General features: G+C 45.1%; 23 protein-coding genes, 1 tRNA gene and 1 other RNA gene. 7 read left to right on the top strand and 18 right to left on the bottom strand.

Annotated features, from left to right (window positions below; all coding sequences use genetic code 11):
* Positions 1-8 precede the first annotated feature (8 nt).
* Positions 9-1,052 (top strand): peptide chain release factor 1, encoded by a 1,044-nt coding sequence (gene prfA / locus WC441_01480; protein MFA5163180.1) that lies wholly within the window; start codon positions 9-11, stop codon positions 1,050-1,052.
* Positions 1,053-1,083: 31 nt separating this feature from the next.
* On the opposite strand, the gene WC441_01475 is transcribed toward prfA, so the two are convergent.
* Entirely contained in the window at positions 1,084-1,440 is a 357-nt protein-coding gene (locus tag WC441_01475; GenBank protein MFA5163179.1) for a hypothetical protein, read from the bottom strand.
* Positions 1,441-1,550: 110 nt separating this feature from the next.
* On the opposite strand from WC441_01475, the gene prmC reads away from it, so the two are divergent.
* Positions 1,551-2,429: a peptide chain release factor N(5)-glutamine methyltransferase gene (prmC, locus tag WC441_01470; GenBank protein ID MFA5163178.1), complete on the top strand. Its 879-nt coding sequence runs from the start codon at positions 1,551-1,553 to the stop codon at positions 2,427-2,429.
* Positions 2,430-2,432: 3 nt separating this feature from the next.
* Here the strand turns inward: prmC and WC441_01465 are convergent, their stop codons facing one another.
* From WC441_01465 to WC441_01455, 3 genes are read right to left on the bottom strand one after another with little or no spacing between them, the layout of a single operon-like run.
* On the bottom strand, positions 2,433-3,041 hold the full coding sequence (locus tag WC441_01465; GenBank protein ID MFA5163177.1) for a 50S ribosomal protein L25: 609 nt from the start codon (positions 3,039-3,041) through the stop codon (positions 2,433-2,435).
* An 11-nt stretch (positions 3,042-3,052) separates the two neighbouring features.
* Complete coding sequence (rodA, locus tag WC441_01460; GenBank protein ID MFA5163176.1) at positions 3,053-4,159, bottom strand: rod shape-determining protein RodA; 1,107 nt, start codon at positions 4,157-4,159, stop codon at positions 3,053-3,055.
* Positions 4,160-4,161: 2 nt separating this feature from the next.
* The gene (locus tag WC441_01455) at positions 4,162-5,061 is read right to left on the bottom strand and encodes a hypothetical protein (protein ID MFA5163175.1); all 900 of its coding nucleotides are present in this window, start codon (positions 5,059-5,061) and stop codon (positions 4,162-4,164) included.
* A gap of 57 nt (positions 5,062-5,118) precedes the next feature.
* On the opposite strand from WC441_01455, the gene WC441_01450 reads away from it, so the two are divergent.
* On the top strand, positions 5,119-6,078 hold the full coding sequence (locus WC441_01450) for an aldolase (protein MFA5163174.1): 960 nt from the start codon (positions 5,119-5,121) through the stop codon (positions 6,076-6,078).
* A gap of 70 nt (positions 6,079-6,148) precedes the next feature.
* On the opposite strand, the gene WC441_01445 is transcribed toward WC441_01450, so the two are convergent.
* Entirely contained in the window at positions 6,149-7,729 is a 1,581-nt protein-coding gene (locus tag WC441_01445) for a hypothetical protein (GenBank protein MFA5163173.1), read from the bottom strand.
* A gap of 110 nt (positions 7,730-7,839) precedes the next feature.
* A complete protein-coding gene (locus WC441_01440; GenBank protein ID MFA5163172.1) occupies positions 7,840-11,427 on the bottom strand; it encodes a DNA polymerase III subunit alpha in 3,588 nt (1,195 codons plus the stop codon).
* A gap of 226 nt (positions 11,428-11,653) precedes the next feature.
* Between WC441_01440 and WC441_01435 the strand changes: the two genes are divergently transcribed.
* On the top strand, positions 11,654-13,867 hold the full coding sequence (locus WC441_01435; GenBank protein MFA5163171.1) for a hypothetical protein: 2,214 nt from the start codon (positions 11,654-11,656) through the stop codon (positions 13,865-13,867).
* 101 nt (positions 13,868-13,968) lie between these two features.
* On the opposite strand, the gene WC441_01430 is transcribed toward WC441_01435, so the two are convergent.
* Positions 13,969-14,829 carry a ParB/RepB/Spo0J family partition protein gene (locus WC441_01430; GenBank protein ID MFA5163170.1) on the bottom strand — a complete coding sequence of 287 codons (861 nt, stop codon included), beginning with the start codon at positions 14,827-14,829 and terminating at the stop codon, positions 13,969-13,971.
* A gap of 21 nt (positions 14,830-14,850) precedes the next feature.
* On the bottom strand, positions 14,851-15,618 hold the full coding sequence (locus WC441_01425) for an AAA family ATPase (GenBank protein MFA5163169.1): 768 nt from the start codon (positions 15,616-15,618) through the stop codon (positions 14,851-14,853).
* 83 nt (positions 15,619-15,701) lie between these two features.
* Between WC441_01425 and WC441_01420 the strand changes: the two genes are divergently transcribed.
* Positions 15,702-15,785 (top strand) — tRNA-Leu (locus WC441_01420).
* A gap of 121 nt (positions 15,786-15,906) precedes the next feature.
* Positions 15,907-16,293 (top strand): hypothetical protein, encoded by a 387-nt coding sequence (locus WC441_01415; protein MFA5163168.1) that lies wholly within the window; start codon positions 15,907-15,909, stop codon positions 16,291-16,293.
* Positions 16,294-16,373: 80 nt separating this feature from the next.
* Here WC441_01415 and WC441_01410 read toward each other — a convergent pair whose 3' ends face one another.
* From WC441_01410 to rnpB, 7 genes are all read right to left on the bottom strand, one after another.
* On the bottom strand, positions 16,374-16,730 hold the full coding sequence (locus tag WC441_01410; GenBank protein MFA5163167.1) for a hypothetical protein: 357 nt from the start codon (positions 16,728-16,730) through the stop codon (positions 16,374-16,376).
* Positions 16,731-16,812: 82 nt separating this feature from the next.
* Positions 16,813-17,058 carry a hypothetical protein gene (locus tag WC441_01405; GenBank protein ID MFA5163166.1) on the bottom strand — a complete coding sequence of 82 codons (246 nt, stop codon included), beginning with the start codon at positions 17,056-17,058 and terminating at the stop codon, positions 16,813-16,815.
* A gap of 1 nt (position 17,059) precedes the next feature.
* A complete protein-coding gene (locus WC441_01400) occupies positions 17,060-17,272 on the bottom strand; it encodes a hypothetical protein (GenBank protein MFA5163165.1) in 213 nt (70 codons plus the stop codon).
* A gap of 61 nt (positions 17,273-17,333) precedes the next feature.
* Positions 17,334-18,404 carry a tRNA 2-thiouridine(34) synthase MnmA gene (gene mnmA / locus WC441_01395; protein ID MFA5163164.1) on the bottom strand — a complete coding sequence of 357 codons (1,071 nt, stop codon included), beginning with the start codon at positions 18,402-18,404 and terminating at the stop codon, positions 17,334-17,336.
* Positions 18,397-19,515, bottom strand: a complete 1,119-nt coding sequence (locus WC441_01390; protein ID MFA5163163.1) for a glycosyltransferase — start codon at positions 19,513-19,515, stop codon at positions 18,397-18,399. Before WC441_01390 ends, mnmA begins: the two co-directional genes overlap by 8 nt.
* Before the next feature lie 7 nt (positions 19,516-19,522).
* Positions 19,523-20,938 carry a sugar transferase gene (locus tag WC441_01385; GenBank protein ID MFA5163162.1) on the bottom strand — a complete coding sequence of 472 codons (1,416 nt, stop codon included), beginning with the start codon at positions 20,936-20,938 and terminating at the stop codon, positions 19,523-19,525.
* Between the two features lie 22 nt (positions 20,939-20,960).
* An RNA gene (gene rnpB, locus WC441_01380) (RNase P RNA component class A) lies at positions 20,961-21,296 on the bottom strand.
* Between the two features lie 237 nt (positions 21,297-21,533).
* Between rnpB and WC441_01375 the strand changes: the two genes are divergently transcribed.
* Positions 21,534-22,154, top strand: coding sequence for a hypothetical protein (locus tag WC441_01375; GenBank protein ID MFA5163161.1), 621 nt, complete (start codon positions 21,534-21,536; stop codon positions 22,152-22,154).
* Between the two features lie 56 nt (positions 22,155-22,210).
* Here the strand turns inward: WC441_01375 and WC441_01370 are convergent, their stop codons facing one another.
* From WC441_01370 to WC441_01360, 3 genes are all read right to left on the bottom strand, one after another.
* Positions 22,211-23,134, bottom strand: a complete 924-nt coding sequence (locus WC441_01370) for a Fic family protein (protein MFA5163160.1) — start codon at positions 23,132-23,134, stop codon at positions 22,211-22,213.
* A 70-nt stretch (positions 23,135-23,204) separates the two neighbouring features.
* A complete protein-coding gene (locus tag WC441_01365; GenBank protein ID MFA5163159.1) occupies positions 23,205-26,408 on the bottom strand; it encodes a LamG-like jellyroll fold domain-containing protein in 3,204 nt (1,067 codons plus the stop codon).
* Entirely contained in the window at positions 26,395-26,745 is a 351-nt protein-coding gene (locus WC441_01360; GenBank protein ID MFA5163158.1) for a hypothetical protein, read from the bottom strand. Before WC441_01360 ends, WC441_01365 begins: the two co-directional genes overlap by 14 nt.
* Positions 26,746-26,794 lie beyond the last annotated feature (49 nt).

Raw genomic sequence — 26,794 nt, 5'->3', positions numbered from 1 at the left:
GAGTCAATATGTACGAAGATATCAAGCAAAAATTTGCTGAGCTGGAAAATAGGCTGGCCGATGGCAGTCTCATGAAAGACCGAGAGGAGATGATTAAGGTCTCCCAAGCCCACGCCGCTCTTAAAAGCATCGTCAACCTGATAAGCACCTGGGAAAAGATTAAAAATCAGATAGCCGCCAATGAGGACCTAATCAAGACCGAATCAGACCCGGAAATCAAAGATCTGGCTCAGCAAGATAATCTCAAACTTAAAGAAGAATTTACCAAGCTCAGTGAACAGATCGAAGATGAAGTCCATCCGGCTAATCCCCAAGATAAGAAAAACGCCATCATTGAAATCCGCGCTGGTACCGGCGGCGATGAGGCCGCCCTCTTCGCCGGCGACCTCTTCCGCATGTATACCCGCTTCAGCGAACAACAGGGCTTCAAGTTGGAAATGATCGAAGCCAGCCGCATCGGCATCGGCGGTTTCAAAGAAGTGATCTTTAGCGTCATCGGCCCCAATGCCTATGGCCTGCTTAAATATGAAGGTGGCACCCACCGAGTCCAGCGCGTTCCAGAAACTGAGAAGCAGGGCCGGGTCCACACCTCAACCGCGACCGTCGTCGTTTTGCCGGAAGCTGAAGAAGTTGATATCGAAATCAAGCCCAGCGACATCAGGATCGATACTTTCTGTTCTAGCGGACCGGGTGGCCAAAGCGTCAATACCACCTATTCTGCCATCCGCATCCTCCATCTTCCAACCGGCATCATCGTCAGCTGTCAAGACCAGAAATCCCAGCACCAAAACAAAGAAAAAGCCTTGCAAGTCCTCCGTTCCCGCTTGCTCGCTAAACAAGAAGAAGAACGCCAAGCCAAGGAGTCGAGCTTACGCAAGAACCAAGTCGGCGGTGGCGATAGGAGCGATAAGATCAGAACATATAACTTCCCCCAGGACCGAATTACCGACCACCGGATAAACATGTCTTGGCATAGCATCAACCGCATCTTGGAAGGCGAACTAAAAACGATTATCGATGAGCTCAGAAAAGCGGCTAAACAGCAGAATTAAAAAACAGCCTGTTTGCTGAGGCTGTTTCAGTTCAGTCTTTCGACTTAGAATTTTTAGATTTCGCTCTCCTTTCCCGCCAGCTAGTTTTCTTGCCCGGTCGGAAAGCTTCCTTAAAAGGGAAAATACCGACATAGCAGGAGTCAAAAAGAGTTGAAGATTCTAAAGCTTTGCAGAGCTTTAAAGCTAAACGGCGATCAGAATAGATAATCTTGATGTATTCTTGGGCATCCCCTTCAAGATCCTTGATACCGCTTTTTTCTTCAATGAACAAGGCTTTAGCTTCCGGTTTGAGCTCCAATATGGCTCGGCTGATGAAATTAAAGGCCTGGTTATACTGGCCGCTGAAACCGTAGATTTCGACAGTAAAAAGAACATTTTGTTGGATCATGGCACCTCCTTTTCCTTTATTTTTTATTTAGTCTCATTACCTAAAAATGATGAAACAAATTTCGGCTAACCCTTATCTCGGGCTAGACCTCATCAAATCTTAACACCCGAATGCAGATAAAGCAAATGCTAAAACTAGCCCAGGACCGAGGCCTAGACCCTTTAGATGCCGAACTCCTGATTGCCTTAGGTCTTAAGAAAGACCGTATTTTTGTATTATCCCGGCCCGAATCCAAGCTTAGCCCTAAACAAGTTGATCATATCCGGACTTTAATTAAAAAAAGGTCAGCCGGCTTCCCTTTCGCTTACCTCAACGGTGAAAAAGAATTCTACGGCCTGAATTTCCAAGTCAAGCCTGGTGTCCTAATCCCTCGTCCCGAAACAGAAATGATTGTCGATTATATCCTGGAACGCTTCCGCCAAGAAAAGATCAGCTTGATCGATTTAGGCTGTGGTAGCGGCAGCATCATAATAGCTCTAGCTAAGAATAGGCCGGAAGGAGATAGATATCTCGGCCTGGATGTCAGCCCTCAGGCCCTTAAAATATCTAGATATAATGCCAATCGCCATCACCTAAGAGACAAGATACGTTTCATAAAAAGCGACTTGCTAAGCCGGGTCCTGTCTTCCCCTGCCTTAATTAGATATCTCCAAACAATAAAAAACCAGAAACTGATTATTAGCGCTAACCTCCCCTATCTTAGGCCCCAACAAATCAAAGCTAACCCAGAATTGAAATATGAACCCCGATTGGCTTTAGAAGCCGGACGGGACGGCTTAAAATACTACCGGCAGCTCTTACCTCAAGCCAAGTCTCTCCTCAATCTAGGTTTTAGCCATATCAGCCTGATCTTAGAAATCGATCCCAGCCAGACAGAAAAACTTAAGGACCAGATAGACCGAGACCTGGCCGGGATAAAAAAGAAAATCACTATAAAAAACGACCTAGCTGGGCTAAGTCGTTTCCTGATGATCGATTTGGAAAAATAATACTTATTCTTTTTTCTCTTCCGCTTTAGGCGCTTCAGCTTCTACACCGGCCGCTGGAGCCGCTACCTCTTCAGCTTTAGCTGGAGCGCTGACTTGAGCTACGATATCGTTAGTTTCATGGACTAAGCGCAAACCAGCTGGTAATTTAAGATCATTAATCCTGATTTCATCGTCGAAGGTGTTAAGGCTGGAAATATCAACATCGATATGATCGACTAAATCTCCAGGTAAGCACTCGACTTCCACCTCGGTAATTTCGTGTAAGAAGATACCACCTAACTCCCTAACTGCTTTGGATTCACCGACAAAATGTAAAGGAATTTCAGTCTTGATCTTCTCTTTCATGTTAACCTGATAGAAATCGACATGCTGCGGCCGGTCTTTGATGAGGGCCATCTGCACATCTTTAATTAAGACCTTAACGGTTTCAGAACCGAACTGAAGCTCAACCAAATTAGATTCGCCGGCGGCGGCAAAAACTTTCATGAAATCGTTCAACTTTAATTTTAAATTAGCGTTAGCCCGGCCCTTGCCATATAATACGGCCGGCAAGCTATCCGGAGCGATCTTTTCACCAACGGCGCGAAGATCAGCTGATAATTTGAATTCCATAGGATTATGAGTTAATAACTTATCTTTGATTTAATAATTATATTTTGGATAATACCGACCAAAATAAACAAGGAGATCAAGCCACTGCCGCCATAACTGACAAAAGGCAGAGATAGGCCGACTACCGGCATCATCCCCATATTCATAGCAATATTAATAAACATTTGGATAAAAATCAAGCCAAGCGCCCCGAGGATGAAATAGATCCCGAAATCATTATTGATTTTACGGATAATGACTAGACAACGGGCGAAAAAGATGGCAAAGAAGCTCAAGATTAGTCCGACACCCAAAAACCCCAGTTCTTCGGCTACGACAGCAAAAATGAAGTCGGTCTGGGCTTCCGGCAAGAATTTCAACTGCGATTGGGAACCGAAACCAACCCCCTTGCCGGTTAAGCCGCCGGAGCCGACGGCAATCATAGCCTGAGAAACATTATAGCCGGCCGCCAGATCGTTGGCCTGGGGATTGATAAAAGTCATCAGTCTTTCCTTCTGGTAATCCTTAAAAAAGAAAAACCAAGCCGACAGGAAAAGTATCAAAGAGATGCCGATGATTGAAAAAAAATATTTCTTCTTAAATCCGGCTAAGAGCAACAGGACCAGCCATAGTGCCACCAGCATCAAGGCTGAACCGAAATCCGGCTGTAATAGGACTAAAGCCACCAAGACTAAGGTAGCTAAACCGGATTGCCAAAGATGTTTCAAGGTCTTGATATTCGTAGCTAAATCGGAAAAATAACTGGAAAGGTAGAGCAAGAGAGCTATCTTGACGAATTCTACTGGTTGGAAATTAAAACCACCCAAATCGAACCAACCGCGCGTTCCGCGGATAGTCGAACCGAAAAACAAAACCGCCACTAAGACCAGGGCGGCTAAGATATAAAGGTATTTATTGAGGCTTTTAAGAAAATAGAAATCAGTAAAAGCTAAGACGAACATCAAGACTAAACCAACGATAATAAAAATAACCTGCTTCTTGAAATTTAATAAGCTTAGCGTTTCCTGGCCTAAGGCGACACTATAAATCTCGACCAAACCAAACAGCACTAAAAGAACGACCGCTACGAGAAGGATCCAATCGAAATTCTTCAAATACAGCCTGATACGATACCACATAACTATCTCTTGAGATAAATATCAGGACTCACGATATCCAGGTTGGGCACGACGGAAACGCTCTGGGCGGAATTTAAGCGGCCGGACCAACTCAGTTTGACTGACAGGCTCGCCTGGCTCAAGAAATCCTTAGCGGTATAGCTGTTTACGCCTACTAGCTTAGAACCGTTGAAAATCAGGATATTAAAAGGCACGGACCAAAAATTATACGGTGTCTGGTTAGTGAGAACGAATTCCAGATTATTAAAATCAGGAATTGCCTCTTGCTGGTTGAATTTGAGCTCGCTCACTAAGAAATTAGTATGACTCTTATAGAACTGGGGCCAATCAGGATAAGTATGGGCGTTCAACCTGGACCAAGAAAGGTTCCTCAGGCTGAAAGACACTTGATCGCTGCTCTTAAGCTCCTGCCCTAAAGAAAGGAGATACTTCTCTTCCTGAGGAAAGACGAAACTGGGGGTGCAACTGATGTCTTGGCCGGCCTGGGTAAAACAATAATCAAAACGCGCCACGAACTTATCGTTAGGATTCTTGATCTTCAGCGCCAAATCATAGCTGTTCTTATTGCTGAACACTTGAGGGACGCCGAGAATTAAGTCGCTATAGAGATTCTTCTGGCTCACCACTTGGTTGCTGGCCGCAGATCCGAGCAGCTTATCGCTCTCTGCCTGATTACCGAAAAAATACATGAAATAATGATAACCGGAATACAAGAAGAAACCAAGGCAGACCAAGATTAAGAACATGATGAAACCGCGGATAAATGAGCGGCGGTTACTGGCCAGCCATAAACCGAAATTAAGGGTTCGGACCGAAGGACTATCCGGAGATTTATAATATTTATCAAGATCGATTTTTTTATTATCAGCTTTTTTGCTCAACTGATTTTTATCTTTTTCCATAATTATGTTATAATATTAGCACTCTAATAATATCATATCTAAACTAAAAATAAAATTATGCCCGTCTTTGTTCCGCCGCTCAGCGTCCCTAAAAACCAGCGATCCCAATACCTAAAAAATTGGCGCCTCGCCACTAAGAGAAGCGGCCGGCTCTTCCTGTTTGCCGGCGACCAGAAAGTGGAGCATTTGAATGACGATTTTTTCGGGCGCGGCATCGACCAAGCTGATGCTAGCCCTGAGCACCTCTTCAAGATCGCTTCGCAAAGCGAGATCGGCGTCTTCGCTACCCAGCTCGGAATGATCGCCCGCTATGGCGACTCATACCGGCAAATACCCTACGTAGTAAAATTAAACAGCAAAACTAATATCTTGGAAGATAAGAGCAAATTACTAAGCCGACGTTGGTTGAATGTCGACCAGGTCGTCAGGCTGAAGAATCAAAGTCGTCTTAAGATCGTCGGCGTCGGCTATACCATCTATTTAGGCAGCGAGCATGAAGGCCGCATGCTCAAAGAAGCGGCTAAGATAATATATGATGCCCACCAAGCCGGACTATTGGCTATCCTTTGGATCTACCCCCGCCATCCTAAAGTGAAGAATGAAGACGATATCCATCTGATTGCTGGCGCCGCTGGCGTCGCGACCGCCCTCGGAGCCGATTTCGTCAAAGTGAAATACCCTTATAAGAATAAGAACCAGGTGAAGACGGCGACTGATTTCCGTGAAGTCAGCTTGGCAGCCGGCAATACCGGAGTCATCTGCGTCGGCGGCAGCAAGCAAGCAGCCAAAGACTTGATCACAAGCACCTATCTCCAGATCAAGCATGGCCAGACCGTCGGTCTAGCTATCGGCCGCAACCTTCATCAAAGATCATTAGACGAAGCTATCCGCCTCAGTCGTGCCCTAAATGCCCTGATTTATAAGAATAAGAATGATAAAGAAGCCCTTAAAATCTTCAACACTCCCTTGAAGACCAAGACTAGATTTAAGAGCCTATTCAGTTTCTTTAGCCTCTAAAAATAAACGTAAAAATAAAAATGGCTGTTTCTAGCCATTTTTATTATATAAGAAAAATTAAGATTGCTTCCTACTGGGGCGCCTTGATCTTTATCTGGATACGGTCGACTAAGCCTGGAGCCTTATTAATGAATGAAGGCGATAACTTCAATTCGTAGGAAGATATTTCCGGAAAATTATCCAAATATTCCTTAATCTGTTCCCGATTAAGGTTGACCAGCTTGCTACGATCAATCAATTCTGAATCTTTCTTGAGCGCCATCAAGCCATTGAGTTCCACCTTGACGGTCGCAATCTTGGTGGCTGGGTCATATTTTTCCAAAGTATAAACCGGGTCCTTATCCCAAGAGATTAATTCCTTGTCATCCGGCACTGATAATTTCAAACGCTCCTTAATCAACTCATCCGCTTCTTTCTTAGGAAAGAAAACCATAGTGACCGAGCTGGTAGCCGTCAAATTGAAATTATCCTTATAATCCCCGACTTTAGAATCAAAAGTGCTCGTCGCCTGGCTATCATCTATACTATAGACTGCAATTGAATCTTCGTTGAACTCATCAGCCGCCTGGCCTTGAGCCAGGGCTAAAAGGTGGTTAGCCATATCCTTAGTGGCTAATTCGAGATCGCTCGGCTTGATATATTTCTTAATCTTGTGCTGATAGACGAATTTCTCCGAACTTTCTGCATAGATCTTATCCTGGAGGCCAGCCCACAGGCCGGGGATTGAAAACCGAGTCGGCGCGATTGCCATCTCCTGGCTAGGTTCATCGGCATAAATCGCCGCTTCAGTCTTCCCGCCGGCGGGAATATTAACCGCTTCTTGCAAGCGGAATAATTTGCCATCCGGGCTAAGCAGTCTAGTTTTGACCACTAAAGCCTGGTCCTTATTATAATTATTAATTAGAGTCACTCGTCCTGCCACCTCTTCCCCTAAGATTTCTTCGCCCCCCGCCGGATAGGATTTAAAAGCGCTGACACCGAGATTCTTAAGTCGCCCTTTCATCAAAGTGGCCGTACTGCTAGCCTGGTTCTGCTCGCCCGCACTCGGATCATAGACAGCTAGCTCTAAAGTGGTGCCGACATGCTCGGTCTTAGGAGTGATGAGCAAGGTTAATTTAGAAAAGGAAAAATAAGCAACCACTAAGACTAAGACGGCGACTGCTAGGACGAATTTAATAACTAAACGACGGTACAAGCCGGCAGATTTTTTGAAATGCTTGGTCTCACCTACAAACTTATCAGCCGCTACCGCCGCTTCATTCCCTGCCTCTTGAGGATTTTCCTTCGCCGTCTGAATCTCTTGAGCCAACTGGGTAAAAAACTTATCCTGCTTATCCAAACCCTTATCGTCGGCGACTAAAGGCTCTTCCATCTCGATCGCCGGCGGATTAACATTTTCCTCTTCAGGAGCTTGATAATTTGGATTCGCGAGCAAGTCATTGAAGGCGCTAGCATTAAAATTATCTTCAGCCACTTCGACCGCGATCGCCTGAGCGACTTTCTTCGGTTTGATAGGCTTTAAGATTTCCACTTCCGCCTTAGTCTTCGGCTTGGATCTCTTAGCCGCTTTCGGCTTCGCTTTTTTACTAGCAAGCGGAGCTGACTTAGAGCTTTTAGGGTTAGAGTCTTTAGTTTTTTTCACTGGAGGCATAGTATGGAAAAATTAAAATATAAAAAATTTTTGCGCATAAAAAAATCAAGCTTCACTTGATTTAAGTATAACAAATTTTTAAATTAAAAACAAAATTTATCAGCTACCACCTAAGCGACGGAAATCTTAGGACCGAGGCGTTCGGAAATAACGCGGCGCAAAGACTCGTTATTGTCCACCAGGAAAGCGGTTTTGATCACCTTATCCTTCTCATCCGAGCGCAAACGGAAATAAACGGCACTGCCGCCCGGGTTAGAGCTTAAAATATTTTTTAATTCTTGCAGTTCCGCTGCCGGCAAGGAGATTGGCAGGGTGATTTTTAAAACTGCTAAGTTAGGATCGGCTTTCGCCGGCGCCGCCGGCTTAGTTTTAACAGGCGCTATCTGATGATGGCTATCATTATTCCTGTCGCCGCGATAAAAGCTGGGACGCGGTTTATATTCTAGCATCAGGCGCTTAAAATCATCGACTGAAGCCTGAGGGTCATTAGGATTGATCAAGGCCGCCTTGTTAACCAAGAGCTTTAAATCCTGATCTTTCTCTGACACTTTGCCTTGACAGATAATTGCTTGGCCTTCTTGCCATAAAAGCGGCGTTTCCTTCAGGAGCGAAGGAAAAACCAAAAGCTCGATATTGCTCACGGCGTCTTCGATCTTCACGAACAACATCGATTCGTTCTTCCGGGTAATAATCTTTTTGATATTAGCGATGACACCGGCGCAGACGACTCCTTCTTCTTGGCGATACTGTCCCAGGCTAGAGAGTGGCTTAGCCCAACCCGATAAATATGGCCAAAGGGTGCTGGCTGGATGCTCGGAAATATATAAACCCAAAAGCTCTTTCTCCCAGGCTAACTTTTCGCCTTTGGCAATTGGCAAGGCTTCTTCCAGCCGCGGGCGATTGAGAGCGCCAAAAATCGGTTCAGAAAACAGGCTACTTTGCCGAGAATCCTGCGCTTTAGAAATTTCCTTATTGAAAGTCAAAAGGCGCTCTAGATTGTGGAGCAGGAAGCCTCTTTCGCCATAAGCGTCCAGAGCTCCGCTCTTGATCAAACTCTCTAAAGATTTCTTGTTCAAATCCTTGTCGGTGATCCTCTCTAGAAAGTTGAATAAATCCACATAACTGCCATTCTGCTTCCTTTCCTTGATGATTACTTCCACGATATGCTCACCCACGTTCTTGACGGCGTTTAAACCGAAACGGATCGTCTCGACCTTCTCACCGGCCGCGACTGCCCGATTTTCTTTAGTGCCGGCCGTGACGACGGTAAAGGAGGCAAAAGATTCATTAATATCAGGCGCCATTATCTTAATCCCCATCTTGCGGCATTCATCAATCTCGATCGCTACCCGGTCGCTATCATGTTGGTCGGAAGTTAAAAGCGCGGCCATGAATTCCGCCGGCCAATGGGCTTTAAGATAAGCAGTCTGGTAGCCGATTAAGGCGTAGCAGGCAGCATGAGAACGGTTAAAACCATAACCGGCAAAAGGCTCAATGAAAGAAAAAACCTTTTCCGCCAGTTCTTTATAGATACCATTCTTCACGCAGCCTTCAATGAACTTCTCTTTCTGCTCGGCCAATAAGGAGGCAATCTTCTTGCCCACCGCCTTCCTGAGGACATCAGCCTCGCCCATACTAAAACCGGCCAGATCGCGGGCGATTTGCATCACCTGTTCCTGATAAATGGCCACCCCATAAGTCTTATTCAATATTCCTTCTAACTTGGGGTGGAGATAGGCGACTTTCTTGATTTGATGCTTGCCGGCAATATAATCCGGAATCCATTCCATCGGACCGGGGCGATACAGGGCGACCATAGCGATGATATCTTCAAACTCCGTCGGCTTTAGCTCGCGCAGATAACGTTTCATGCCGGAAGATTCGAACTGAAAGACGCCGGTCGTCTCGCCTTTCTGGAATAATTCATATGTCAGCTTATCAGCTAGCGGAATCTCATCGATATTTATCTCCAATCCGCGCGTATTCTTTATGATCTTCAAGGCCGATTCGATAATCGTCAGGTTCTTGAGGCCTAAAAAATCCATCTTCAATAGGCCAAGATCTTCGATCGGGTGTAAAGAATATTGGGAAATGATCGTCTTGTCCGAGGAGGAAGCATATTGGATGGGAACGTAATCGGTCAAAGGCTGTTTGGTAATCACGACCCCGCAAGCATGCGTCGAGGCATGGCGAGACACACCTTCCAAACGTTTGGCAAAATCTAAAATCCTTTTAGCTTCAGGGTCGCTATTATACATTTCTTTCAAATCCGGAGCCTCTTTCAAGGCTTTGTCCAATTTCGTCAGCATCGGGATATTCTTGGCCAGCTTATCGCAATAGTCATAGGGATAATCTAAAACCCGGCCGACATCGCGCACGGCCGCCCGAGCCGCCATAGTCCCGAAAGTGATGATCTGGGCGACGTGGTCATGGCCATATTTATCCCCGACATAATCTAGGACCTCATCCCGCCGGGCGTCAGCAAAATCCATATCGATATCAGGCATGGAGATACGCTCGGGATTAAGGAAACGTTCGAATAATAGGTCATAGGCCAAAGGATCGAGGTTGGTGATACCGGTCAGATAACAAACCAGGGAGCCGGCAGCCGAGCCGCGGCCCGGACCGACGACGATCTTATTGTCTTTCGCCCAATTGACGAAATCGGCAACGATCAAGAAATATGAAGGCCAGCCCATCTTAGCGACAACCCCTAATTCATAGTTAAGCCTTTCCTTGATCGGTTTCAATTCTTCCTTGCTCAGCTTCGGATAGCGCTTCTTAATCCCTTTTTCACAGAGATCTTGGAGATAGGAATTGCCATCAAAGCCAGCGGGCACTTCGAAATGAGGCAGCTGGATATTACCTAGATCCAATTCCACATTACACATCTCTGCAATCTTCAAAGTATTAGAGATTGCCTCTGGAGTATCCTTGAAAGCCGCGATCATCTCGCTGTTCGGCCTAACGGAGTAATCGCCGTTCATCTTCATCCGGTCGGCATCCTTGACCTTCTTCTTATTCTGCAGGCACAAGAGAATATCTTGAGCCGCCGCATCATCCTTTTTCAAATAATGGCTATCATTAGTCGCCACTAAGGGTATACCAAGCTCTCGAGAAAATTTAATCAGCTGGGGATTAACTTTATCAAGCTCCTCTAATTCCGGATGGCTCATTATCTCTAAGAAAAAATTCCCTTGGCCAAAGAGATCGTTATATTCTAAAATCCGTTTTTTCGCTTCCGCCAACTTGTCAGCCATGATCAGTCGCGGTATCTCACCCGCCAAACAGGCTGAACAAGCAATTAAGCCTTCGCTATGTTCTTTCAAAAGCTCCCAGTCGATCCGCGGCTTATAGTAGAAGCCTTCGAGATGGGCGGATGAGACTAATTTGATCAGGTTCTTATAGCCAGTATTGTTCTTCGCCAGCAAGAGGAGATGATGGGCGCGGCCATCGCTTTTGATATTCTTGTCATGCCGGGATCCAGGGGCGAGATAAGTTTCCACACCGATAATCGGCTTGATCCCGGCCTTCTGGCATTTTTGGTAGAATTCTATCACGCCATACATAGTACCGTGATCGGTGATAGCGACCGCCGGCGAGCCCTGTTCCTTCACATAGCTAACCAGCTCATCGATCTTAGTCAGACCGTCAAGCAAGGAATAATGGGTGTGGTTATGGAGATGGACGAAGGACATTAAATTAGGCTTAAAAAATCTAAAAATAAGTTCAATTTTACCTTAACATTTTAGTATAAGGATGAGGGCTTGGCAACCAATGATTAGTATTGACAAATTCATACTATAATGCTAATGTCATCTATTATCAGATCTTTGACAAAAAGGCTGATTATTGGGTTGTTTGGCCGGCTCAAGCTGGGCCAGCTGAATAACCCAATAATTTACCTCACCAAAACAAACAAGCATGAAAAAAGTTATCATTCATGATGAAGGCTTAAAAACCTTTGTAGCCCGCAACCTGGTCGGTGAATACAAAAAAACCACCTTCCCTTACCAGGTACCTAATCAACGCAAAACCATTGCGATGGCTCTGACTTTCTGGAGATATCTCAGGAAGCTGAATTACTCCGACGTACAAAAGAGGAGAGAAAAAATCACCTCTCTGATGAAAACTGAAAACGAACTGATGGTTCACCCTTTAATTAAAATCGTGGCCATGATCGAAACCCTGCCGGACAGCGTTTGGCGAAAATTACTCTGGGAAGAGAATATCGACCTGGATTCTTTTGAAGCCTGCCTGCGCCGCTTGGATGACAAACAGGTGGCCGCTATCACCGACAATTACGCCAACCTTTTCGGCCACTGGGATATGGAAGAACACCCGCATTCGCCACAACTGCCACCGGTCTGCAAAAAGGGGTTACGTAACCGCCTGAAAGTCTTCTTCGGAATTATCACCAGCAAGAAGCTCCTGCAGGAACCGTATCAAAGGGAAAAACGTTACCAGAGCAAAGGCGCCTGGGCTTTCAACCTCCTCGGCCTGGACTTTGGCTTCAGCCTCTATCCCAAAGGCGAAAACAATGATTCCAAGATCATCAACAAAAGCTTCACTCGCTTCTTGTCGATCAAGGAACATATCAATGATTTCGTCGTTAATCAGGAGGACGGGAAATACTGGTGGCTATACCGGACCGCCCGCTCCAATTATGCTTTTTGGCCGAATAAGGAAATCAAGCTAAAAAGCCATGTTTGCCCCGGTTTCTGGGTAACCTTCCTTACGCATCTGGCTTTCTGGGTAATCTCGCCGCTCGGACTCATCAGCGCTATCCTCTGGATGGTCCAGAGCCAGGGCAGTTATGTTGCCCTGTTTCCCCTGATCGCTTCCCTGCCGCTGATTGCCTGGATAATAATCGCTGGCTGTCGTTTGATAGTTAAAGGAATCGAGATGCTGCCAAAAAAATTACAGATTATCCCTCAAACCATCGGCATCATCGCTCTCGCGGCTCTCGTCCTATTGGTCATCGGTGTAATTATCTATGGCATCGGGATTGTGATCCACGCTTTAGCTCCAATTGTCGGTTCAATCCTAGCCGTCATGCTCACCCTGACTTTCTGCTTCTACATCGGTTTCTTCTTTGTCGCTATCGCCGGCGATTCCGGACACAATTATTCCGATACCCCGAAAACCATCCGATTTCTCCTACATTTTTCCTTGATTGCTGCCGCCGTCGTGATATTTGATAAATATCTGGCCGCCGCCGCTATCGCCGGAATAATCGCCTTCGCCCAAGGTATTTGGGATTGGTATACCAGCGACCTGCTCTTGTCTAATTGGTTCCTCTTGATGCTCCTGTTTACGGCCGGATTTGCCTTCTTCTACAGACTATTCATGACTGATGAAAAAAGGTTTGTCCGCCATGAGAAACTCTTCTTCTGGATGATCAAAGGATTCTTGGCAATAAGCGCCATTATCTTCGGCATCATTCTCCTGCAAAGCGGGACCTTTACGATCTTGACTGACAACCTGCTAGCCGGAGTCTCCTTAGCGGCTGTCCTCCTGCTCCTGGGTCTCGCTCTCATTATGGGCGACCAAAGCAACCAGGAAAACATCGAAAACCGCGATAAGATTGCCAACTTGATATTCAAAGCTAATGATGACCTAGGTCTTTTTGCTAGTAAAAGCTATATCTCCCGCCTCATGAAAAGCAAATGGTTTTGGACGATCGACGATCAATACCGCTGGGAAATAGCTGATAAGATAATTGAGACGAGCTTTAGTCTATTTCCTAGCAAGCCCAAAGAAAGACTGGCTTTCATCGATACAATGGCGAGCACAGACGTATATCCACCGGTTGACACTATCTGGAAAGTTAGAGAAAAGATTTACGAATTCGCCTCTAACAACAAAGAGATCTGGGCAATTGTGGATCTGATGATTGAAGGCAAAAAATTCGAAGTGGCCGCATCCATTATCCATTCCCAGCGCAGTGCCTGGGAAAGGAAAAAGAGCCAAATGGCCAGAATCCTGGCCAACATAGCTCTACCATTTGTAGTCATCTGGTTCGGCCTGGTCTGGTTATGGACTAAAATACACCGCTTCTTCTGGATGTTGAAGAATATCATCTTATTATTCAACAAAATGTGCCCTTTTACCTACAAGCCAAAACTGCTTAATTAGCTCTTTCAAAAACACTATATGAGCCTGTTCTACCAAGACAGGCTCATTTTTTAATACCAAAAAGGGCTTGATCCGGCCCTTTTTAAATTATTGGACTTAGTTTAGAAGCGTTCCATGATACTATTTAATTCTTCTTCGCTATAAAAATCGATAATCAATTTACCTTTAGATCCTTGGCGTTTGATTTCAACCTTAGTGCCCAAGATTGAACTTAACTTCTCTTCTCGGTTCTCATCGCTAGTATTCTTTATCCGGGCCGCCTTGGTGCCGCCCAGATTCTTGATCACCTTGTCAGTTTCGCTAACCGTCAAATTATTTCTCATGATCTTGCGGAAAACATTAATCTGTTTCGCTTCGCTCTCTAGGCCTAAGAGATATTTAGCGTGCCCTTCGCTCAGCCTTTTTTCAGCGATCGCTTGGCGGATTTCCGCGGGTAGACCTAACAGGCGCAAAGAGTTGGTCACGCTCGGCCGGGCTTTCCCCACTCTTCTGGCTACCTCCTCCTGATTGATACTAAACTCATCAATCAGGCGGCGATAGGCTAAAGCAGTTTCTATCGGATTCAAGTTCTCGCGCTGTAAGTTCTCTATCAAGGCTATTTCCAGTTTCTTTTGCTCGTCAGCTTCCCGAACGATAACTGGGACTTCGTTCAAGGCCAGAGACAACGCGCTACGCAAGCGCCTTTCGCCGGCAATGAGTTGGTAGCGTCCATCTTTCTTAGTGACGATAAGAGGCTGTATGATGCCATGTTCCCTGATGGAATCGATCAAGTCATTCAAGGCGCCCTCAGAAAAATCCTGGCGCGGCTGATAGGGGTTGAAATCTATCTTCTCCGGAGAGATTCTAATCAGCTTCTCGGATTGGTCATGCACGACAAAAACGTCTTCCGTGGCCGCGGAATCATAATTAACAGTTTTTTTAGGAATCAGGGAGCCGAGACCGCGCCCTAAACCGCTAGGCATATAAGTATATAGAAATAAAAATTAATCACGGGCTAAACCCAAAATTTCACGCGCCAGATTTTCATAGGCGCGGCCGCCTTTGGATTTCGGATCATAATGCAAGATCGAACGGCCATAACTGGGCGCTTCAGCTAGGCGGACGCTGCGCGGGATAACCGAACGGAAAATCCGATTAGGAAAATATTTATATAGCTCCTCCATGACTGCTTCGGATAATTTATTGCGGCGGTCGAACATGGTAATCACTGCCCCCATAATACCGAGATTGGGCTTAAGATTATTCTGCACTAAGGCGATTGTTTCTAGCAGCTGGCTTAGGCCTTCTAAGGCGAAATATTCGCTCTGGATCGGTATCAAGACTTCATCTGAAGCTACTAGGCTATTAACTGTCAAAAGACCAAGAGATGGCGGACCATCGATAATGATGTAATCGTACTCATTTTTCACTTCCTCTAAGATCCGAGCTAAACGGAATTCCCGATCATCCAAGCTGACGAGTTCTACGCCGGCACCGGCCAGAGACAGGGTGGCCGGGGCGACATGATAGTTGTTCTGGACGGTCCGCTTGACGACATCGGTGACAAGTTTCTGCCCTAAAAGGGCTTCATAGACGCCATGCTCTAGATTCTTGTGATCAATTCCTAAACCGGAAGTCGCATTAGCCTGGGGATCGATATCGACTAACAAAACATTCTTGCCTAGATATGATAAATAGGCGCCGAGATTGACGGCAGTGGTCGTTTTTCCCACCCCGCCCTTTTGGTTGACGATAGAAATTATTTTGGCCATAAAAATCTAAATTTATTATAACCTAAAATAAATCCTTTGACAATTTAGCTGTGATTTATTATACTGGTTTTTGTAATTCACAAGCCGCGGTGGCGGAACTGGCAGACGCGCACGACTCAAAATCGTGTGGGGGCAACCCCGTGAGGGTTCGATTCCCTCTCGCGGCACAAAAAACTCTCTGAATAAGAGAGTTTTTTAAATAAGCAAATATACTTGACAATTACCAACAATAATGATATTATAGAAGTTAATTAGAACATTCATAAATCAATCAATAAAACAAATGCCATGGAAAAAAACTCTAACGAAAAAGGAACAATTTATTTTACGACAACCGTTTTATATTCAATCATCTCATTTGTTGCTTGTTTAGCGCCTCTGATTGGTCCAGGATCCTATGGCTTCTTGGCGGCTAAAACTTACATTAAGATGTCTAGCCGACCGAAGGGTCCAATTAACATCCTTTGGCCCTTCCTGGCCTCATTTTTAATCGGCGCGACTCTTGTGTCCGCCCTCTTTATTTTGAGTATCTCCCTCACTATGGCCTACCGCACATTGCTTATAAATTTTTGCAGCGGGCTCCTGTCTTTTGCAATCACCTATTGGATTAGTAAAATAAGAAAGAAAAAACTAACTATAGTTGAAGCTGAAAAACAAGAAATGGCAAAGATATGATTAAAATAACTCTTCCGATCTTTTAAAAACCACTGCCTAAACAGTGGTTTTTAAAATCCTTAATATAAAAATCTCCTTCCCTATTTCACCTTCTTGAAGCGAACTGTAAACACCGGATCATACTCTACCTTATTTTCATCCACCAAGCGGATGCTCTCCCCCGCCATGATCTGATTCAGAGCTAAGTCGCTCATCAACTGATTATCGCCGGCGATATTAAGCTTTAGACCTTCTAATTTATCAAACTCCTCTTTAAAGGCAGTCTGAACGGACATCTCGATCTTTTTCTTCCTTAACTTCAAAGCTTCAAGCTCTTCCTTCACGCTCTGATATTCAGCGTTAGTTGAGAGCGCATCGCGATACATGGCTTTCAGGTCGCGCTGTTCTTTCTTGTAGTCTTGGATTCGTTTAAAAACATCGGGCAAAGAAGCGGGCATAGGCTTAAAAAATTAGTTTAAAAAAATATTATAGCATAAAATAAAAATACAGCCATATTCTTGGCTGTATTTATACTCAAAACTAAAAATTCTTGTATGTTTTATCGGAACGGCGTTCCACAGAAATAATCTTAACTATACCGTCATAGTTCTCCTGAAAAATTACCCTTATTTTTCCCTTACGAACTCTAAAAATATCTTCTCTACCCTTTAACTTTTTAACATCTAAGCCGACCAAGGAATTATTTTTTATTTTTAATAAGACAATTTCTAAAGATTTTCTCTCATTATCAATAAGCTTATTTAAAACCTTGGCAATCTTATCCATATTAAAGTCTCTTGAGAATTTCGTCTATACTAACACCGCCTTTTCTAATCTTAGTAAAATCAATCACTTCTTCCCAATAACCTTCATTAACCGGTTCTAATTTAAAAATCGGTTTATTTTTCTTTAAAACTATAAAAGATTGGCCCGTATTTAATTTGCGAATATAAGTATCCATATTAAGACGTAAATCTTTTAAAGCCACTAAGTTTTCCATATATTTTCAATGATTATGTAGTTTAACTTAAGTTTACCTTAAGTCAAACCATAAGTCAAGCCTAGCAGATTATCCCTCCCCCTAAAACCTCTAGCCCCTGATAGAACACGATGCTCTGGCCAGGAGTTACGGCTCGTTGGGGTTTCTTGAAACTAACCAGATAATCCTTGCCCACTAAGCGCACTTGGCATTTGACCGCTGGATGGCGATAGCGAATAACGGCCTCACAATTTAGAGGAAATTTCGGCCGGCCTAACCAATTAACATTCTTGGCCTTTAAGCTGTCCCCATAGATGACAGGGTCGTTAAAATCCTTAACTACATACAAAGTGTTGGTCTTAACATCAAACTTAGCGGCGTAATATGGCCCGGTGCCGCCAATCAAGCCACGGCGCTGGCCGATGGTATATAGAGCCAGGCCTTCGTGTTGACCGATAACTTTATCAGTACCTAAAATTTTAATCTCACCCGGCGCCAATCTTAAATGCCTTTTTAAGAAATCATTATGATGCTTGCCGGGAATAAAGCAGATTTCTTGGCTCTCTTTCTTCTCCGCTGTCGGCAAAGCATATTTCTTCGCCAGTTCCCTGACCCGCGGCTTATTATAGTTTCCTAAGGGAAAAAGCAAATGGGCTAATTGCTCCTGATTAAAAGTATATAGGAAATAAGATTGGTCCTTATTCTTATCCTTAGCTTTATATAAGCGATAAGTCCGACCGACTTTTTTAAGTCTTAAATAATGCCCGGTAGCCACGTAATCAAAGCCCAAGCCTCTGGCATATTTTAGCAAACCGCCAATCTTCACCTCACGATTACAGATTACGCAGGGATTAGGCGTCCGGCCTTTTTGATATTCAGACAGGAAATTATCAACCACCTTCAGCTTGAAGCGGTCTTTAAAATCAAAAGTGAATAATTCGATCCCGATTTTCTGAGCGACCGCCCGGGCATCAAGCAAGGCTTCTAAAGAACAACACTTATTGTCCCCACTCATCCCCTGTTCCTTCCAGAAATTTAAAAAAATACCGGTGACCTGATAGCCCTGGTTTTTTAATAACTGCGCCGCCACCGAGGAGTCGACTCCGCCGGACATAGCGACTAAGACTTTTATCTTTTTCTTAGCTTTAAGCATTCGTCTTGTGACTGGCAATAAAATTATTTATCTGCTCCTTAAAATTAGCTACGGAGAACTGTTGAGCATGCTCCCTGATTGCCTGGCTATCCCAATTATAGCCGGAAAAGGCTTGGATGTTTTTAATGATATCAGTAGCGCTTTGTTCCTGGAAGAATAAACCGGTCTTCCCTTCGATGATGGTTTCTGTCGCCCCGCCCTTCTGATAGGCGATAACTGGCCGGCCGGAGGCCATCGATTCTACCGGCGTGATGCCGAAATCTTCTTCTTGAGGGTTAATGAAAGCTTGGGCCTGGCTATAGAGCTTGGCCTTATCCGTCTCGTTGACCCGGCCGAGAAATTCAATATTAGCCGCTTCGCCGGCAATCTTTTTCAAACGCTTCATATCGACGCCATCGCCGAAAATCTTCAGGCGATAGTCCGGGCCTAGTTTCTTAAAAGCTTCAATAACGATATCCACCCGCTTATAAGGCGCCAAGCGACAGCCGATCAAAAAATACTTTTCGCCTGTAGTTTGCTGGCTTAAGTCAGAAATATAGAACTTATCAGTCTCGACCGGAGGATAGATGACTACGCTGTCGCGGCGATAATACTTCTTGATCCGCGCTTGGACGGTTTTAGAATTGGCAATAAATAAATCCACCCGTTGCGCCGCATTATAATCCCAGATCCGCAGACTATTTAAAACTAAAGAGATGATCTTCTTCAGCCATCTGCCGTATTTCAATTCATTGATATACTGATGGGTATCACTCCACAGGTAGCGGGTAGGCGTATGGCAATAGCAGATATGCAAAGTATCAGGCATGGTCACTACCCCCTTAGCAAAAGAGCTAGTATCGGAAATGACCAGGTCATAGGAGCGGAGATCAAAAAATTCCACCGCCATCGGCATGAAATATAAATACCATTGGTAATGCTTGACTCCGCCCGGAAGTTTTTGGATAACCGATGTTTCTATTTGCCGCCCAGAAAAATTCTTATCCACATTATCCTTCTCATAAAGCAGGGTGAAGATCGGGGCGGCGGGAAACATCTCGGCAAAAACCTGCAACACTTTTTCAGCGCCGCCGGCCTGGGCTAAATGGTCATGGATCAAGGCAGTTCGCATAGATTATTTATTCCGCCTGGCGTCTTTTCAAGACAGCTAAAGGCGTCTTTAGGAGAATAGAGATATCGAGCATCAAGCTCCAATTTTCAATATAATAGACATCTAATTTGACTTCTTCTTCAAACAAGAGGTCGCTGCGGCCAGAAATCTGGGCCAAGCCGGTAATGCCGGGCTTGATCGTCAAAGTCTTCTTGTGGTTATTCTCATATTTAGCTACTTCTTCCGGCAAATGAGGACGAGGACCGACCAAGCTCATGCGGCCGATAAAGACTAAGAATAATTCCGGCAGTTCATCCAAGCTCCAGCGCCGGATAAAACGGCCGATCTTAGTCACCCGGGGATCGTCTTTTATCTTAACCATCGGACCGTCAGTTCGGATATTCCTGTCTGCTAGCTCATTATAGCGCATGCTATCCGAGTTAGGAATCATGGAACGGAACTTAAAATATTTAAAAGGCACCCCGCCGGCTCCGATCCGGGTCAGATAAGAACCGTCATCGCGCCGGGAGAAAAAAACCGGGCCGCGTGAAGAAACTTTGATTGCTAAAGCAATCAATAGCAATATCGGGGAAAAGATAATGATTAAAAGTCCAGACAAGATAAGATCCATGAAACGCTTAGAAATATGACCCCAACCATCGAGCGTCGTCCTCTTAACCTCGACAATCGGTACGCCAAAAACTTCGGCCACTTCGGTGCGCAGTACTTTCACCTCCAATAGATCAGCGACATATTTAAAAATAATATGATTATCGGTCGCGAAGTCATATAAACGCAGGGTTTCCACCTTAGTCAGGTTGGGATCGCTTTGGATAATCTCATCGACTTCTTTAGTCTTGATGAACTCAGCTAATTCTTGGGCGGTCTCCAAAGAAAAATCGCGTACCCTTTTCACCACTTCATAGCCCGCCCGCTTATTGCTGGAGAACTCCGAGATAAGGTTGTCAGCCGTCTTGGAATTGCCGACAATTACCACCTTATGGACTCCGACCCCTAAAGCGAAGAGCTTGCGCTGCAACCAGCGGATAAAGATATGGGCCAAGCTGACATAGATGATCGTAAAGAACCAGGTCGCTAACACTATAAAACGAGAATCAAATAATTCGCGGCGGAAGAATATCAAAATCGCCACTAGGGCTAAACCAGTAGAGACGGCCATGAATATCCTGGCCAGCTCTTGAGCGAGCTTGCGCGCGCTCTTGATCCGGTACAAACCGGAAAAGATAAAGACTAGAGTCCAAATGAAAGCGATAACCAACAAAGAAGGAAAATACTCTGCTAAAGGCAAATCGAAGATAACCGGACGGATGCCGGTAGAAAAATTAGAAAAACGCAGATAGTAGGCAGAAAGCCCGCCCAATATGATCATGATAAGATCAACGGGGATGAAGAGAAAGGAAAAAAACAATTCAATTTTTTTCATATATTAATTAATTGATAACTGGTTACCAGGGCAAGCGATAAGCCGGATTCTGTCGTTGGATGGTCATTTATCTAGCCGACCCATCACTGGGCCGGTCAAGCGAGCCACTTGTCTTGGGACGAATCCCAGTTTGCTCTTGCTTCCGGTAGGGTTTACCGCGGACACGGCGTCACCGCCGGCCGAAACCGATAGCTTGCGCCTCGGTAACTTTTCACCTTTCGCCTGCCCGAAGGAAGGCTAGTATTGTCTCTGTGGCACTGGCCCTAGGATTACTCCCGGTGGGTGTTACCCACTACCGTTACGAAGTCCGGACTTTCCTCCCTGTTTGAAAAAACAGAGCGACCACCTGCCTGCCCTAATAACGTTTTCATAGTACAAGGAAAAGCCGAAAAAATCAAGGGCCGACCCGCTGAATTAGCCAAATTTATAGGAATAAAAAGCAAAATAAGAACCAGAAAAATAGGCTGGTAACTCATAAATATTAGCTAATATTAGATATATAAATACATAATTGACAAATAAAGATAAATATTATAAGATAGACAGATACTAAAAATCGCTCTTTTTAAAATCATTATAAACCAAATCCTTATCCATGAAAGAAAGAAACAAACACTGGCTGAAGCTAGCCATGCAGATCACTGCCCTAGCTTTATTAGCCTTGGCCGTCATTTTCATATGGCGGGTCAGCGAAGCGGACAACTCTTCGACGCCTATCGGACAGAAATTAGAATTCAAGATCATTATGATCATGGCGGTCCTCGCCTTATACCAAATCTACCGGACGGCTAAGTGGCTCATCATCTACTATCACTTCAACCCGGATCGAGCCCCGGCGCTTATCCCCGGCGGATTCAAAGGCTTCCATCATAAGACCAGCCAGGATATCTTAAAAATCCTGAATGAAACCTACGAGGATTACTACATCGATAAACATGTCCTCAGCGTCAAGAAGGTTGCCCTGTGGCGCAGCGGCGGTTGCCAACGGTTTAAGATAAGCATGCTTAGCGGCCAGCGCGACTGGCAAACCGTCTACGCGCGGCATTTTCTCCTTTGCGTTGAAGTCGTCTACCAGGACATTGAAGAGCCCGGCCTCCAGACGGACTACTATCATTTCGGGAACGGCAACTTAATGACCAGCCCGAATTCCTATAGCCTTACCCTTCCCTTCGATTGGAAAATCAAAGAAGATGTCATCGGCCAGATCGCCGAATAAGAAACAAAAGCCTGAACTAACAAGTCCAGGCTTTTTCAATAGATACAGCAAAACTTTTATTTCCGATCTACGATCTTGCAACCTTTTAAGACAGCCTCGCAAATAAAATCTTCCAGGGGCGGATATTCACCCTTTAACTGTGCTCGGTTCAAAGAGCTGTAATATCGCCTCTTTACCCCCTGCTCAATGACGGCTGGCGGCAAATTAGCTCTAACCAGCTGGGCCGCCATAATCAAGCGCCCAATCCGTCCGTTGCCATCAGCGAAGGGGTGGACCTTCTCAAACTCGGCATGGATACGGCTAGTGGTCGCGATAATATCTTTATCTGCTTCATTGATGTCTTTGACTAAAGCTTTTATCAATTCCGGTACTTTCAAATAATTGGCTGTCGGCACATAAGAGCCGACGATCCGAACGGCATGCTGGCGGAAACAGCCGGCGTCATCCCTGATGCCGTTAAGCAAGATAGAGTGCAATTTCAAGATCAACTCCTCGCTGATCCTGACTTTAGATTTCAGATAAGTGAAAAGATAATTCAGGGCCGCCTGGTGATTCTTTACTTCCAGATGCTCGATCAGGCTTTTATTGGAGAGAGCCTGGTTATTGAATAAGATATCGGCCGTTTCATCTTCGGAAAGGGTCGAACCTTCGATCTTGTTAGAGTGATAGGTCAAGGATAAAAGGAATTGGTCATAGATATCCGGATTATCACTGATTAATTTTAAGATATCAGGATATTTTTTCGCTTCCTTAGCAACCAGCATCTTTTTGGCTACTAAAACATCGTCGGGAATCAGCTTCTGTCCGCTTAACTCCCGATACAGGCCGTCTATCAGTTCTAGCTTTTTGGGGCGCGGTTGGGATTTCCCTGTCCACCAGCTATTGAAGGTGGCAAAAGAAACCTCTAACCTGGCGGCTAAAGCTGTCTGGGTGAGACTGGAAATATTTTGGATAATTTGTAATTTTTCTCGTAAATTCATATAAATACCACAACAATGACATTATGGCAAACTTTATAAGACTTGTCAATATGGCTAAGCTTTATAAAGTTTACTCTGATTCAAAGATATTCTTCACTTCCTCCGCGCTCAAGGTTCCCCGCCAAACGCCCAACTCATCCAGATCGACCTCATAGTTTTCTAAAACTATCTCCAATTTATTGATTTCCTCACCCGGAGCAATCCAGATATAAGGGCGGGAAAATTTGAGGCGGCCATCGACATAGAAATTCAAAGCGTAATCACGGGCGCTATAAGTTAAAGCTAAGTGATGCCAATTATCGTCATAGGGAATAGTCTTATCTTCGCCTTCGCTAATGATTCCGTATTCTCCATTAAATATATAAGCAGGACGATAATAACCGGCCACTATCCCGAACATCGCCTTATCATCATGGTTAAGAGCTAGCTTCACCCTGCCCTCGTTGGGGTGCGAGCGATTGCGCCACCAGAAAGTTAAAGATAAATCCGAACCAGTGATATCTGCCAAAGGCGAAGTGATAAGCGTTTGCCTCTGGTCTTGGAAGATATAGCCTCCGACTTTGCCATTGCTATACCAAAAATTATGGGCCAGAGACAGATGGTTAGTGCCGACCGCGTCATGAGCCGTGTCACCCAAATTTTCATCAAAACTATAGAAATTAGTCAGCACTGCCGGAACATAGGGACTAAGCGGCGGCGAAGGATAGAAAGGCAGTCTGGCTTGGCTGATCAGACTAATCTCTCCTGCTCCTAAAGCCCGGTTCCAAACGCTAAATTCGTCAACAGCCAAGAAGCCGTTAGTACCGCCAAATTCTAAATGATTAAAACTAGGCAAAGAACCCGAAACGTCTCGACGATAGATTTCTTCTCCGTCTTGATAAATCGCCCAATAGCCGTCAGCGCTATTAGACACTAAGGTAAACAGATGCCAATCCTCATCCGGCCAAAAATTATGATCGTAGTTGCGCCAAGCGATGCCCGGCAAACCGGCAATCTCGCTCATGCCAGACTCTAAACTGATTTCTAAATTTTCATTGCCATTACCGTTACTCAGACGGAAGAAGAAGCGGGGAAAAACCCCTTGCGGCTTATAGAAAAAGCTAAGCGAAAAGTTCCCGTTCCCCAAAGACGGAGAAAAATCGGCGCTTTCAATCGTTTCTTTGAAATCAAAGATGCGGGCGCAAGCAAAGAGGCCGACGATAAATTTCTGCCCGGGCTGATAACATTCATCGAAATGATTAAGATAAACTATGCCAGGAGAATCCAGGCCGTAATCAGTGTCATCATAAGGCTCAGAAGAACTCGCTAGCTCTAGACTGCCGGATATCGGTAATAATATCCAATCAAAGGAATTATTGTTACTATCATAGACTAAGTTAAGCGAGTAGTGCTCCCCGCCTTCTAGCATCGTGACCGGCGTTGAAGACGCCAGGGCTTTACGGCTCAGATAATAATTAGCCGTGAAGGCCGGCGCCGGAGCACTCCCCTCATAATAGGCGGCTTCACCGAAACCAAGATAATCAATAATATCCGGATCAAGGTTAGAGCTGACCGCATCTTTGGCTAAATACAAGGTATAGCCCCCTAGAGGCCAGGAGAATTCATCCCGCAGAGAAATCGCCTGCGCTTGGTTACGTAGAGCCGGGCTAGCTTCCGCCCTGGTAATTAAATAACGACCATAAGGAGCGATGACTGTCGTCTTGAAAACTCCGTCCTCAGGATCATTGAAACGTAGTATGATTGAAGGATCTACGGCAGTCTTAGACCTTTCCAAACGATAATCATTAGCCGCTAAATCAAAGGCCACAGGAAAGGGGTTAAATAGCTCGACCCAATCATCTTCGCCCGCTTCTCCGACTCGGCTGATAACAATATGACCAGGGGCTAAGATCGAAGCCGGATCTAAATTATCCAGAGTCGAAGTTGAGGAACTAGCCGCAGGCGAAGTCGTAGCGACATAAGTGTTCACCGGCCGCACATAAGCTTGAGTGCTGGTATTAGTGCTCGTGCTGATCGGCGCGATGATCTTTGTCTCCGCCGCCGCTTTGACTTTGGGCGGAGATGGAGCGGCTTGATTTTGTACCGGAGGCGAAGAGCTGGCCGTTTTAGGCTTGACCGCTGGACTAGAGCTCGCTTTCACGGCCGTCTTTTTCGGACTAGTGCTAAGCGTTGTTGAAGAAGCTAAGATTTTTTCGGCCTTCTCTTTCACTACTGGAGGAATTATCTCGAGCAAATCCTCCGGTACTACCTTTTCTATCAAACTTTCATCTTCACCATCTTTATCCGTCTCATCCTCATTAATTACAGATAGGGGGTTAAGTAAGGTCGGTACAGCTTTATCTAGGGGGATATCATCGAGATCATCGGTCTTAGGAAAAATCAGGCGCACGACTTTCTTTAAAGAAGAAATCGGGTTATTGATGAGGCTCCATTTTAAAACTACCGGCCAGACCGAGACTGAGCCCCTAATCTCCTCTTCCGGAAAGGACGAGCTGATTTTAATATCTACCGCTACTTCCCGCAGACTCTCTTGAAGGAACTGAGTATAAGGCAAAAAGATATAGCGTTCATTTTTATACTCTAAACCGGCCGCAAAACCGATCAATTCTGGCAGAGGGACAAGAAGATCATCCTGGCGACTAATTTTAGAGAATTCCCGCTTCCGAGAAAAGCAATCACCCCCTGAATTATATAAGCTGGTATTATCAAAACCGTCGGGCGTAATATCGACAGCATAATAGGGCTGATTATACTCTAAAGCACCTAGGTTATCTGGATTAGAGATATTGGCGCTTTCGTAAACTTTTTCCACTAAACCGACGCAAGTCCAATCGCCATCGCCCGGACCTTTCTGTTGCCTGAAATCCAGGTCATAGGCTAAATTATCAGCCGCTATCTTCTTGGCGATGGCCACGGCTTGCTGGGCTTGGGCTGAGTTCGCCTGCTTGGGGAATTTGGCGCCTAGAAATTTTTCCCCCGCGCTTTCATTTACAAAATACTGAGCCGGGGTTTTAACTACGCCATCGCCCAAAGCCTCTACCACATAAGGCACGCCATTTTCCAAACCGACATAGATTCCCACATGGCCGGAATATATGTGCTTAATCACTCCTTTCTCGCTCACGATCAGCTCCGGGCTGTTATAGCCGTACATCAGACCCTGGTTAGAAGTTCGATACAACAGGGTACCGATCGGCATCGCCTTAACTTCTAGCCCACAAACGAGAGATGCCAAGAGAAAACAGATACTTGAAACTAATTTAATCATTTTCATAAGCGCTGGATTTAATTATCCGATCCAAGGAGCGCCGAAACGACGCATCCTGGGAATCATCCTTAATTTTTGCGGCCATTATTTCTGCTAAACCGGGTTGTTTTTCTTCTAAAGCCGCCGCCAGCTTGTTTTCCAGTCCCAAGCGCTTTATCAAACAATCTTCATGGCAAGGATAGGCCCGCCTGAAAGAAGCAGATAATTCTTCCAGGTCGCGCAAAGAGGCGGCTAAACGCCAGGGACGGGCGCTTATAAACATTAGGACCAATAAGGCCAGGATGATTCCGCCTGAGATTAGAAGTGTGCGTCTATGCTTTAAGCAAAATTTTTTTAGAGTCATATTTTTTATTGAAAATATTACTCTTCCAGGCTAGCACATCAGGCTTCAT

The sequence above is a fragment of the Patescibacteria group bacterium genome, from assembly GCA_041651355.1.
GTDB lineage: Bacteria > Patescibacteriota > Patescibacteriia > Patescibacteriales > UBA12465 > JAPLVX01.
The sequence above is the reverse complement of the archived record's forward strand: the minus strand, read 5'-3'. Positions and strand labels throughout refer to the sequence as shown.